This is a genomic window from Eionea flava, from assembly GCF_055393785.1.
Map to the genome: position 1 here is coordinate 2,300,343 of NZ_AP036018.1, position 12,952 is coordinate 2,313,294.

The 12,952-nt window shown below is 44.1% G+C and carries 11 protein-coding genes; 2 read left to right on the forward strand and 9 right to left on the reverse strand.

Annotation, left to right across the window (positions count from 1 at the left end):
- Positions 1–339: 339 nt before the first annotated feature.
- Positions 340–4,173, forward strand: coding sequence for a tandem-95 repeat protein (locus ACZ5O6_RS09940; protein ID WP_447091344.1), 3,834 nt, complete (start codon positions 340–342; stop codon positions 4,171–4,173).
- A 43-nt stretch (positions 4,174–4,216) separates the two neighbouring features.
- Here ACZ5O6_RS09940 and ACZ5O6_RS09945 read toward each other — a convergent pair whose 3' ends face one another.
- The 9 genes from ACZ5O6_RS09945 to bioB form a co-directional block, all read right to left on the reverse strand.
- The gene (locus tag ACZ5O6_RS09945) at positions 4,217–4,399 is read right to left on the reverse strand and encodes a DUF3094 family protein (RefSeq protein WP_447091343.1); all 183 of its coding nucleotides are present in this window, start codon (positions 4,397–4,399) and stop codon (positions 4,217–4,219) included.
- A gap of 34 nt (positions 4,400–4,433) precedes the next feature.
- On the reverse strand, positions 4,434–5,477 hold the full coding sequence (locus ACZ5O6_RS09950; protein WP_447091342.1) for a zinc-binding alcohol dehydrogenase family protein: 1,044 nt from the start codon (positions 5,475–5,477) through the stop codon (positions 4,434–4,436).
- A gap of 470 nt (positions 5,478–5,947) precedes the next feature.
- Complete coding sequence (locus ACZ5O6_RS09955; protein WP_447091341.1) at positions 5,948–6,820, reverse strand: putative metalloprotease CJM1_0395 family protein; 873 nt, start codon at positions 6,818–6,820, stop codon at positions 5,948–5,950.
- A 66-nt stretch (positions 6,821–6,886) separates the two neighbouring features.
- A complete protein-coding gene (locus ACZ5O6_RS09960) occupies positions 6,887–7,144 on the reverse strand; it encodes a hypothetical protein (RefSeq protein ID WP_447091340.1) in 258 nt (85 codons plus the stop codon).
- A gap of 153 nt (positions 7,145–7,297) precedes the next feature.
- Positions 7,298–7,993 (reverse strand): dethiobiotin synthase, encoded by a 696-nt coding sequence (gene bioD / locus ACZ5O6_RS09965; RefSeq protein WP_447091339.1) that lies wholly within the window; start codon positions 7,991–7,993, stop codon positions 7,298–7,300.
- 40 nt (positions 7,994–8,033) lie between these two features.
- A complete protein-coding gene (gene bioC, locus ACZ5O6_RS09970; RefSeq protein WP_447091338.1) occupies positions 8,034–8,864 on the reverse strand; it encodes a malonyl-ACP O-methyltransferase BioC in 831 nt (276 codons plus the stop codon).
- Positions 8,861–9,652, reverse strand: coding sequence for an alpha/beta fold hydrolase (locus tag ACZ5O6_RS09975; protein ID WP_447091337.1), 792 nt, complete (start codon positions 9,650–9,652; stop codon positions 8,861–8,863). Before ACZ5O6_RS09975 ends, bioC begins: the two co-directional genes overlap by 4 nt.
- 56 nt (positions 9,653–9,708) lie before the next feature.
- A complete protein-coding gene (gene bioF, locus ACZ5O6_RS09980; protein WP_447091336.1) occupies positions 9,709–10,872 on the reverse strand; it encodes an 8-amino-7-oxononanoate synthase in 1,164 nt (387 codons plus the stop codon).
- Positions 10,873–10,887: 15 nt separating this feature from the next.
- A complete protein-coding gene (gene bioB, locus ACZ5O6_RS09985) occupies positions 10,888–11,919 on the reverse strand; it encodes a biotin synthase BioB (protein ID WP_447091383.1) in 1,032 nt (343 codons plus the stop codon).
- A 227-nt stretch (positions 11,920–12,146) separates the two neighbouring features.
- Between bioB and ACZ5O6_RS09990 the strand changes: the two genes are divergently transcribed.
- The gene (locus ACZ5O6_RS09990; protein WP_464283556.1) at positions 12,147–12,911 is read left to right on the forward strand and encodes a ComF family protein; all 765 of its coding nucleotides are present in this window, start codon (positions 12,147–12,149) and stop codon (positions 12,909–12,911) included.
- The last annotated feature ends 41 nt before the right edge of the window (positions 12,912–12,952 follow it).

Below are 12,952 nucleotides of genomic sequence, written 5' to 3' on the forward strand. Positions count from 1 at the left end.
GATATTTACTAACTCCAATAGCCTATAAATCTGCGTCCACTCCTTCTGTATTTTTTAAATACACTATATTTCGAGGCCTTAATTAAAGGCCTCTGCCATTCACTTCTTCTATAAAAACGTTACCTATGTCACATGTTTGATAATTGACTCGTGACGGCGCTCACAAAAACAGCAGCCCATCCAATAACTGAAAGTATATTAACCTACAATCGCGCAAAAATAATAACAGCACTACTGCTTATTGGTCTACACCGCTTCGTTTTAATTTTAATTATTTGATTCGCAAAAACTTGCACTCTTCGTTGTAGTTGCAACAATAATAACCAGCGTACAATAAAAATGTCACTTAAGAATAATGTTACTGGCAGTAACATCGCTAAAGTAGAATTTATACATGGTGATGTTACGGCTTATAGATCTATCAACAACAGCATTAATGCATTTGCGTTGAATGAAGAATCTATCATTTATGAAAACGATTTCATTAGTACATCATCAGACAGTAGCATTTTACTCAATAGTGATGGCACTCCCATTTTTCTTAGCAGCTTAGAAAGCTTACAATTATCTTCCAACACACTAACCACACTACAATCCATCTACAACCAAGCATCTTCTAGCTTTAATGGAAACCCAATCTCTTTTAGCGATTTACAAGAAGCTTTATCATCACAACAGAGCATCGAGTCTCTACTAGAAAATCCCAGCGCCACATTTAGAGAAATAAGTGAATCTATTTCTCTCTATGGAAAAAGTATTATCTTATGGCCTAGAGAAAACCCTGAAATCATTCCTGACAATGACATTTCTCAAAGTTTTTTACAAAGTATTCTTAGCACCATTAATGACGAAGAATCTTTACGAAAAGAGGCAGAGTTTTTTGTTGAGCCTACAGCAAACAACGATGAATACTTTTTAAATGAAGATAGTCCATTAAGCAACATTAATGTTCTTAGCAATGATGTTTTTATGGGCGAAAACCCCATCAATCAATATGACAACACTAGTGCTAACGGCGGCATTGTTACTTTAAATTCGAACAATACATTTAGCTATACGCCTGTCAATAATTTTAATGGGATAGACACATTTACATATACAATTACTGGCAATGCGGGCCAAAAAATAACAGCAACAGTCACTCTATATATTAAACCCGTAAGTGATGGTTCTCCTCAAGCTAACGACGACACGGTGTCAATCGAAGAAGACAATTCTATTGTCATAGATTTTTCTAAAAATGATATTCTCCCAGATGAAGCAGAACTACTAAATTATTCCCAAAATAGCATTAACAACGGACAAGTATCTTATAATAGCGACGGTACTTTCACCTATACTCCGGCTAACAATTATAATGGAACCGACACTTTTTCTTACACGATTAAAGATAGTGATGGTGAAACAGATACAGGCACAATCACTATTAATGTTACTCCTGTCTCAGATGGTACTCCTGCAGCGCTGGATGACCACATAAACTCTCTAGAAGATACTAGTATAAACATCACGCCCTTAGCAAATGACACGATATTCGATGAAGCCGCTATCATCGACTTTCAAACAACCAGCCTTCAGGGGGGGACTGTTTCAGAGACCAGTGAAGGGGTTTTAACGTATACCCCTTCCGCTAATTATTTCGGCACCGATAGTTTTACTTACACCATCCAAGATAGCGACGGACAGAGTAGTACCGCAACTATTTTCATCACCATTGAGGAGGTTAATGATAAGCCCGTCAATAATTTGCCAGATAATGTCAGTGTCTTACGTAATCAACAACTAAATTTCAGCGAGGCTAATGATTACTTAATAACACTAAGTGATGTTGATGAAAACATTACCACTGCCGAATTATCTGTATCTCAGGGGACGCTTAATATAATCTCAGCTGAGGTTGTCATCTTGGGTAATGACACGGGCAATCTTTCTATCTCAGGCACTCAGGCAGCCATTAATAACGCACTCAGTACATTAACATACCAACCTAACACTGGTTTTGGTGGCTTTGACACACTAAACATTCAAACAACTGACAGCAAAAACGCTACTGACACCGACAGCTTAACCATAAAAGTGACTGTCACACCCAGCGCGGTAAGTTTCAATGAGGGAATTGGCCAACCGCCTGCCTCAACGGGATTAACTGCAACGCAATATACGGCAAATACAATTTATGACGAAAGCCATTTGGCACTGGATGACTCATCTTCGATTGAGTCTGACATAGCTGCGAATGCCACAACGTTCAACGCATCAAGGATGACTGAAGGGGTCGGCGCTTTAGCGCAAACAACCGTCATTGACACCAGCAACTCAATACAATTAGGCGATATGGACGGTGACGTCTATGCATTAACTGGCCTTATTTATTTGGAAGCTGGCAGCGAATACCGCTTTGCAGGCAGTAGGGATGACGCACTCTACATAGAGCTAGGGGGTCAAACCATGGTAAGTACGGCTGGCGATTCAGCAGGATACTTTTCTACACGTGTTAGCGATAACACGGAAGGGCTCACCGAAAATATATTTACGCCTACCGTTTCAGGTTATTACACTCTAGAGGTTTATGCCGCTAACTTACTTGGCTTAGGTGAACTTGCTCTCAACTTTTCACAAGACGACATTGACTATTTATTGTCAGCCAATAACTTTTCTTTTTTTGCTAACGCAAAAGAAGTTATTTCTGCGGGTGGATTGATCGATGCATTCACATCAAATACTAGTGTCGGTGAAAACCCTGACGGAGGTTACTTTGCCCACAACGGAAATGTCGATGTTATTGGTATAGAAGGACAAACAATAAAACTAACCAACTTTTCTATAGACCTTGCGCCTGACGATACGCTTATTAGCCTTATCATGGAAATTCCAGAAGGAAGCACCTTATATGGCGCTCTAGGTGAGATATTTGTGGCAACAGCGGGTAATAACACTATCGATCTCATCGCTAATAATTGGTCACTTAAAGATTTAAGCCTATCACTACCTGATGCATCCGCAGGAGAGCTTGTAGACTTATTTGTGAGCGCAACAACACAAACCGTTTCATTAGACACGCTACAAAGTGACCATACTCTCTCAGTGAGTATTTTACCTGAAGGTTTTACTGGCACCATTGACTCTGCAATAACAAAGGACTCTATCAATACGGGTAACGACGATGTAATAACAGGCTCTGGCTTTAACGACGTGCTCACTTCTGCACCGACAGGTAACACCGTTATTTTAGGCCTCAATGGTGATGATACATTAACTGGCAATGATAATAACAACACACTTTTTGGTGGAAACGGAAACGATATTATTACGTCTGGTGCAGGCAATGATATGATTTTTGGCGGCCAAGGTTCAGACACGCTAATAGGCGGCGTAGGTATCGATCATTTTATTTGGAAAAATAACGACGCCGATGGTTCAACAGATACCATCGAACAATTTACGCTAGGGAACGGAGGAGATTTACTCGATTTATCTCAGCTACTTGAAGGAGAAACGACTAACACATTAACTAATTTCATCCAATTATCAGGTTCTACACTGAACATTGATAGCAATGGCGATGGCTCTGGTTTTGATGACTTATTTATTGATATTAGCGATCTTGGCTCCACTTCATTAGAAAGTCTAATTGAACATAATATTATCTATGATTCTGGGCGTTCTATTTTACGAGGCACTGAAGAACAAAACCAAATCTCAGGGCGACAATCTAACGGAATCACGACTAACGAAGATTTCTTCGGTAACGGTGGAGGCGATGACTTTTGGGGCAATGGTGGAGCGGATCGATACATTGTAGAAGGTGATGACTTCGTTGAATTTATTCCTACACCCGAGGAACCTAACTTCAGTACACTTCGCATCAAAGACTTATTTACATTCGGTAATTTTGACGGAGTTTCAGAAGCCGATGCGATTGATCTTTCGCGTATTTTAGCAGGCGAAAATTATACGAACATCCATAATTATCTGACTATTGACACACGCTTCTCTTTTGGAGGAACAATGATAGAAGTGGATATTGATGGCAATGGTTCAGGCACAGACTTTGAAATTCATATTCAACAAGACAATCTCGACATTGAAGCCGAGCTGGGTTACACCGATGATACAAATCAATTAGAAATACTACAATTATTGATTGATTACGGTAATATCGTCATCGACTAAAAATCATTCCACTTAATGTTTACCTACCGTTACAACCTGCCGATTACACCACCCCATGCTGCCATGCAATGGCATAACTCAACACACTCAACACCACCATCGATACCAAAATAACACCGAGTAAAAGCCAGGGGCGAAACGGTTTTCGCTCTACCTGATGAATTGGCGAACGTAAGTAGTGATCAACTTTTTCTTGATCTTTTGAAGTAAGCTTAGTCTCTATCATGTCATCTCTTTTAGATTATATTTTTGATCGCTGCCTAAAAACCTTCCAAAACAATTTTTCCAATCGAACGACCAGATTCAATTTCTGTATGTGCGGCTTTAAGGTTAGCCGCATTGATCACCCCCATATGTTTGCCTATCGTTGTTTTTATATGGCCATCATCAATCAGTTGGGCGACTTGTTTTAGTAACGCATGCTGTTCTGGCATATCCTCGGTTTGATACATAGAACGGGTATACATAAACTCCCAATGCAGTGAAATACTTTTTTGTTTTAACACGCGAATATCCAATACACCGGGATCATCAATCAAACCTATTTTCCCGAAAGGCGCTACTATTTCCGCATAAGCATCCAAGTAAGCCTCTGTACTATGTAGGCTCACCACGTGAGTCACAGGCGCAATCGCTAAAGCATCCACTTGTGGCGGTAATGGTTGTGTATGGTCGATCACATAATCTGCACCAAGCTTTTTTACCCACGCCTGTGAGCTTTCACGAGACGCCGTAGCAATAATGGTTGCCCCACAAATCACTTTTGCAAGTTGTATTAAAATAGAACCCACACCACCGGCAGCACCTACGATCAAAATCACTTCATCAGACGTTTTTCTTTCAGCAATACTTTGTCGCTGAACACCTAATCGATCAAACAGTAATTCCCATGCCGTAATCGCCGTGAGCGGCATTGCCGCTGCTTCTGCATTCGTTAATGTTTCTGGCTTCTTAGCAACAATACGCTCATCCACTAACTGATATTCAGCATTACTCCCTTGGCGTGTTAGATCACCCGCATAATAAACACGATCACCCACAGAAAAGTTACCGACCTCATTACCTGTCGCAACCACTTCACCGACCGCATCCCAGCCAATCACTTTATAAGCATCAATCCCTGACGATACCTTTTGACGAATTTTACAATCGACGGGGTTAACCGCAATCGCGTGTACCTTTACTAATAGATCGCGACCTGTCGCACTAGGTTTTTCTAAGGTGATATCTTGTAATGATTGATCATCAGTGATCGGCGAAGCATTGATATATCCAATGGCTTTCATTGTATTTTCTTTATGCATGAGCGTATTTACTGTAGGAACCTCTGATTAACCTCGAATGACTTATGCGTGAGTCTACAATGCGCTTAGACTAGGCGAGCCTCGCCACTAATGGCCGTAGTCCTTAGTAAGAGGCTCAACGCAGTATAAGCGCATTGTAGCCACGCCCTACGGGGCCCACAGACGTGACCGATATCTGTGTTGCCACTTTTGCTAAGGTCTAGACATTAGCTGCAAGTGCCGCCTTGATCTCGGCCACGCCTGCGGGCCAGAAGTTATCCGAGGTTAATCAGAGGTTCCTATACCGACTGTCGTGATGATTTGATCACCATGATAACAACTCAGTCAAAAAAAGCGATGTTATGGTAACGCTGTTTCTAGCCTTTCATTTAATAGGGGGAGGTTGCGGAAATAAACAGAAGGGGTATCAAGAATTTAACTAATAGGAAACCGGTGATTGCCCGAGAATCACCGGCATATGACAAAATTTTCTAGGCAAAACGGCTAACGATGCTACCTAATGATTGCGCAGGCTGCTGTGCACCACCGATGGCAACGAGTTGCTCAGTTAGCTCATTAAACATCGCTTCTTGCGCTTCATTGATATCATCCACAGCGCTGTCTTCACGCGAAACATTCGCGCTATCAACATTGGATGTATTACGTGTATTCTCAGTCTGGCTCACAATCACATTCTCCTGTGTCGAACGAGATTCTTGCTGTTGTTGTTCACGCTGCGCTTCCTGTAGGCGCTGCTCTTCTATGCGCTGCTCACGCTCAATCGTCAGTAACTCGATGCGTGCTTCAGCTTCCATTTGCACGGCTTCTGCAGCCACTTTACGATCCTGTGCGGATGGATCAGCCGGTGCTAAAGCCGCACGACGAATAATTTGCGCTTTTTCTATCGTCATCTGCGGATCAGACGTCGCACCTGTACTAATGGGTACCTCACCGGCGACAGCGTAATTAACACCATCGGGGCCGCGTTCATATTCATAGCGTGGAGCGCCAGCATACTGTCCGCCTACTGCTGCATGTGCACGCTCATGATTACGCACCTCTCTATCTAGTGTAGCCAAGGATTGGATTTTTTGCTGGTCAATGTGCTCTTGCTGCTGCTCTTTACTGTCTTGCTGCGCTGCTCGCTCTGCGTTTAATACTTGCTGTGCTTGAGCATCCGCTTGTTCACTAGGCTGCTCAGATGTAACCGCTGAATGGCTAGCGGCTGCTACCGACTGCTCGATGGGAGAAAAAATGGCCTGTTGATCATCCGTCGACTCTTCACCCACTGCAGATCGCAACGTATTCATTGCGGCTAGTGTATTCGGCGTATATGCCGTTGGTAACATACTGTTAATATTCATAACGCCCTCCTCTTCTTTCTATCTAACGATCACTCGCGTTTTCTATATTTTTCTGTATAAGAAGCATCACGCCTTAATATCTATCAACGCACCTAGCGCTTGGTCGGCCACATCTATTACTTTGGCCGATGCATTAAACACATGCTGCTCTTGCTGAATTTTGATGAGAGGCTCGACTATATCCGTGCTCGCTGTCGGCGCTCGCTCCAAGGTGCCCGATAAGACAATCTCATTGGCAGATTCCGTCACCGAGCGCACACTGTTATTTAAGCCGGACACACCCTGCTGAAATACCGTACTGATGCCTGTCGATGTGTTAATCATAATATCCACCTACACAATTAATAAGAGAAATCACCCATTCCAGAAAAAGCATGATTCTCTTCCATGAAAATATCTCTACTACCTACGACATAGTGTACGTAATGATTGTGCAAAAAACACCCAGCAAAAGGGCGACTTTAAGACTATTTGTTTTTAAGAAAAGACGGGCGGCAATAATTTGCCTATATCCAAGTCGTTTTTAATATGGATACCCTGAGGATTAGATAAAAAAGGAATATGCCCCAAACAAGGTGCAGCCAAGCCTTGCTCAAGATCGACAAGCGATTCAGCATAGGCCGGCATATCCGGGTCGATATGATTTGATACCCACCCCGCTAATACAAGGCCATCTCGGCGAATCGCCTCTGCGGTTAAATAGGCGTGGTTTAAGCATCCTAGACGCATGCCCACCACCATAATCACCGGTAGGGATAATCGTTTAGCCACATCCGCTAGCGTCTCACGGGCATTCAATGGTACCCGCCAGCCTCCAGCGCCTTCAACAATCACCACATCATTTTTCTGTATCAAAACACCGCGGCAAAAACCTGCCAGCCTATCAGCACTTAAGCGTCTGCCTACTTGTGCAGCCGCTACATGAGGTGCCATTGGTGGCGCTAAAGCAACCGGATTAACCTGCTCATACGATAACGAGGCACTCATTGCTTGCTGCAAAATTAAGGCATCATCATTGCGCAACCCCTCCTCAGTCATCACACAACCTGCCGCAACCGGCTTGAGTGCCGCGGTCGTTAAGCCTTGCGCATTGGCGGCATGAAGTAAGCCTTCACTGATGAGCGTTTTACCGACATCGGTATCGGTTCCGGTTACAAAAAAATGGGAGGGCATGATGATCCTTTATTGGTTATTCGGGTAATCACCCTCGATATTAACATTCTGGTTTTTTTATAATCCAGCCATCAACGGCATAAGTCGCTGGCACGCCTTGAGTTGCTCGACACTTTTCATAAGCGTCAAGCAGTTGGGCAAAACGTTGTTTGCCCGTTAAGCCTGACTGTTGCTGACCTTTAATAATATTCGCACCGATGGTTTTCAGTGAGCGCATCACACTGGTGGGGGAATCGAAATACTCGATCATGTCATTTGAGTAATGCTGTTTAACCACAAATCCAACCTGTTTAGTCGCTTGCTGCCATCGGCTTGAGGCCATAAATTGATTAACATGTGTAATATTATCTACGTGCTGCCAAGCATTACGCAGCTCATGTAATGTGTTTTCACCTAAACTAGTAAAACATACTAACCCGCCGGGCTTCATTACACGATAAAAGCTGCGCATCAACGATGGTAAATCATCACACCATTGCAACGAAAAATTGGCAAAAATAATATCCACCGATTCATTGGCTAATAATAAATTTTCTGCATCGTGGCAGCACCATTGCGCCGCTGTCGAGCTTGCTAAAAAATAGTCAGCATTATTTTCTTTAGCAACAGCCAACATGCCTTCAGCGATATCGATTCCTAAATATTGTTTGGGTTGAAACAACGCAACTAACGGCTGCGCAAAAAAACCGGTTCCACAACCAACATCCGCGATAACGCTACCGCTAATAACACTGTCTGTTTCTTTATTAATATATTGCTGCACGCATGATAATAACTGCCTACCGGCTTGCTGCTGGATATTCGCAGCGCTATCGTATTGGCTGGCTGATCGACTAAACGAATCGGCAATGATATTTTTTGTTGCTGTCATTGCTGACTTCCTTGCTGGCACTCTTGTTGGCATTTTTGCAAAAAATCTCCCAGAAAGGGGGATAACCGATCGACCGGCATATGTAACAAATGGCCTGCATGAGCAACAACATGGTATTGCACATGTTTATTCTTCGCTTGGAGTTGTTGTATCGCCGCAACGGCAGAAGCGGGTACTAGCGCATCATGCTCACCAAAAACATGTAGCGATGGACAGCGAATATTTTGTAATGCCGTTTGATTATTTATATGGCGTAAGAGAGACAAACCCATAAGACCCTGCGCTTTAGACACGGGCTCATGTAGAGTATTTTCTTGTAGATAGCGATGCTGTTCACGCCGACAAGCATCGCCTTTAACGACGAGCTGCGCAAACTGCTTTTCGGTTTTTTGCGGATCTTCGTTATACGACTGATAAAATGTTTCAAATATCTTAGCGGGCATTGCTGTCGCCCACTGATCATTGGCGACAAATTGCACATTCGTTGCGAGGGTAACTACACCGATGATTGCTTGCGGATAATGCGCTGCAATATGCGTAGCTAACATCCCACCTAAAGACCAACCCACTAACACGCAGGGCTGAGGTAATTGTTGAACAATATGCTCGCAAAGTGCACCCATAATTTTTTGCGGCTCTTTTGGCGGTGTTAGTGACTCTTGATGTTCTTCACATTGATCGTATGGAACATTAATTTCAACTACATCACCATACAGCTGCAAACATGGCAGCAGTGATTGCCACATATTCGAGTGCATATTCCAGCCATTTAACAAAACTATATTCATTAATTATGTATCAATTTTTGAGTTGATTTTAAGCAGTGCTTATCAATAAGGTCTCTTTACAGCGGTGCGGATTGTAATAGCGATAGTAAGCGATCAACATCGTCTTTGTTATGGTGCGCATTAAAAGTAATACGTAACCGACCAGAACCTTCGGGGACGGTAGGCGGACGAATAGCGCCCACTAGCACACCATGATCTTTTAAATAATTTGCCACGGTCATAACACGTTCATCACTACCCAAGACCACCGGTTGTATGGGTGTGCGCGACGCCATTAGCGGAAGTTGCTGTGCTTGCGCGCCTTCACGAAAATAATCAATCGTGCACTCCAACTGTTTTCGTAACGCAACGCCTTGCTCAAGCAACTGTAAACTTTTAAGGCTGGCGGCCGCGATAGATGGTGGTAATGCGGTGGTATAGATATACGGGCGGGCAAACTGAATAAGTGTTTCGATAAGTGCATTGGAGCCCGCAACAAATGCCCCAAAACTACCAAAGGCTTTACCTAATGTACCGACAACAATCGGCAACTGCTCGGTCGATAAATTAAAATACTCGGCGCAACCGCCGCCACGTTGGCCTAAAACGCCAAACCCGTGCGCATCATCAACCATGAGTTGCGCATCATACTGCTGACACAGCCTTGCTAATTCAGACAGCGGCGCTATATCCCCATCCATACTAAACACACCATCGACAACCACTAAACGACGCCTTGCTTTATCCGTCGTGAGCCATTTTTCTAGCTGCTCTAAGTCATTATGGCGATAGCGTTTCATTGTCGCGCGGCTAACAATACCTGCATCCAGAAGCGAGGCATGATTAAGGCGATCTTGGTAAATACTATCGCCACGGCCAACTAGGGCAGAAATCGTCCCCATATTCGCCATATAGCCAGTAGAAAACAATAGAACACGTTCGCGCCCAGTAAAGGCGGCTAAGGCCTCTTCTAATACGTGATGATGCTGTGTGTGTCCATGAACTAAATGTGACGCCCCACTCCCAACCCCATTTTCTACAGCGGCAGATTGTAGTGCGGCGACCACCTCGGGGTGATTCGCCAAACCAAGGTAATCATTACTCGAAAACGCAAGATAGGGCTTACCATCAACCGTCACATGCGCATGCTGAGGTGACGAGGTGACCGTGCGCTGGCGATAGCGGTGCTGATGCTGGCGTTCGTCTAACGCACACTGAAGTTGCTCGTTAAATGTTGCCATTGTTAACCAGCAGCATTAGCTCGCAGCGTTATAAAACAGTGAAGAATCTTTCGGTGCTTGCGCTTTAGGATCAACGATACCAACGGTAGGTTGTGCCGGTGTGCGACGATTCTCAACCGCAGAATAAGGCTCTGGCTCTATGCCTAAACGCGCAAACAATTGCTTATCTTTATTGGCTTCTGGATTCGCCGTCGTCAGCAGTTTTTCACCATAAAAAATGGAGTTAGCACCGGCAAAAAACGCCATCGCTTGCATTTGCTCGTTCATTTCTTCGCGGCCTGCCGATAAGCGCACATGAGACTTTGGCATTAAAATACGAGCCACCGCGATGGTGCGAATAAAGTCAAAGGCATCAAGATCATCAAGGTTTTCGAAGGGTGTTCCTTCAACGCGGACTAACATATTAATAGGCACAGATTCGGGGTGAGCAGGCATATTAGCTAGCTGAATGAGCAAACCGACACGATCTTGCTCACCTTCGCCCATACCAACAATACCCCCACTACACACTTTCATACCGGCATCGCGCACATTCTGTAAGGTATTTAAGCGATCATCGTAGGTACGCGTGGTGATAATATCACCGTAATATTCTTTTGACGTATCGAGGTTGTGATTGTAGTAATCTAACCCTGCATCCGCTAATTCTGCCGACTGCTTTTCGTCGAGCATACCTAATGTCATACACGTCTCTAAGCCTAAAGCTTTAACACCTTTGACCATATCAACCACATAAGGGAGATCTTTGTTTTTAGGCGAACGCCAGGCGGCTCCCATACAAAAGCGCGTCGCACCACTGGCTTTGGCCGCTTTAGCCTCTTCGATAACAGCTTCAACCTGCATGAGTTTTTCTTTTTCGAGGCCGGTGTCATAACGCGCGCTTTGCGGGCAATATTTACAGTCTTCGGGGCATGCGCCAGTCTTGATAGAGCACAACGTGCTTACCTGAACTTGATTAGGGTTAAAGTGCTGACGATGAACAGTCTGCGCCTGAAAGAGCAGATCGTTAAAAGGGAGAGCAAATAGCGCTGCCACTTCGTCGCGCATCCAATTGTGCCGCAAAGGGGAATGGCGTAAGGGAGATTCACTATCACTAACAGAAGGGCTATTCGCCGAGACGGTATTCGCATTAAAAGCAGAAGACATAACACTCTCTCTATCGTTGCATTAACAGGTCATTCCATCCAAAATACTATGGTTCATACTGCTGCTACGGAGAAGCCATCCTCTCCGCGCGACTAGTCAACCAAAAATGGATTTTTATGGAAACCACTATGATACCGAAGGAATGGGTACGACTCTACCGTCAATTGCGCAATACATTGCAAGCGCACACATCTACATTCAAAAAACACCTTCATCTGCCCCATACGTGTGCACTATGTGACAGTTATAGCCCAAACAGGCTGTGTCCAGCCTGCATTGAGCAGTTTTTGCAAACCCCACGCTTTAGTTGCCGTGCTTGCGCGCTGCCCCTGCCTCATAGCGCGCTACTGTGTGGCGAATGCTTGCAGCACATACCCCCGTTTGAAGAGACTTACAGTCCTTTTATATATCAAAAACCATTATCTGATTTGATTTTTCAGTTTAAAGACCAAGGGGATTATTATGCGGGTAAGGCCTTAGCCGATATTTTTTGTCAACAAGTCCAACAGCATCTGATGCAACACCATAAACCCTTACCCGATCTTATCACCGCCGTACCGCTGCACTGGAAAAAGCAACAACAACGAGGGATCAATCAATCGGCATTTTTTGCCCATTATTTGAGTAAACAATTAAATATTCCGCTGTTTACACAAGTAAAAAGAACACAAGCATCACCGGATCAAAAGCAGCTCACTCGCCAACAACGTTTACAGAACATACAAAACAGTTTTGCGGTTTCTAGCACGCTACAGCGTCAACATATCATTCTCGTCGATGACGTCATGACAACAGGAGCTACCGTCAGTGCGCTCACCACAGCACTTAAAAAAGCCGGTGCGGGCAAGGTGAGCGTTTGGGTTCTCGCCCGCGTTCCCAAGCAACCATTGTGATACAACAAAGATAAATGGAGACCATGATTGAAAGTAGGGCG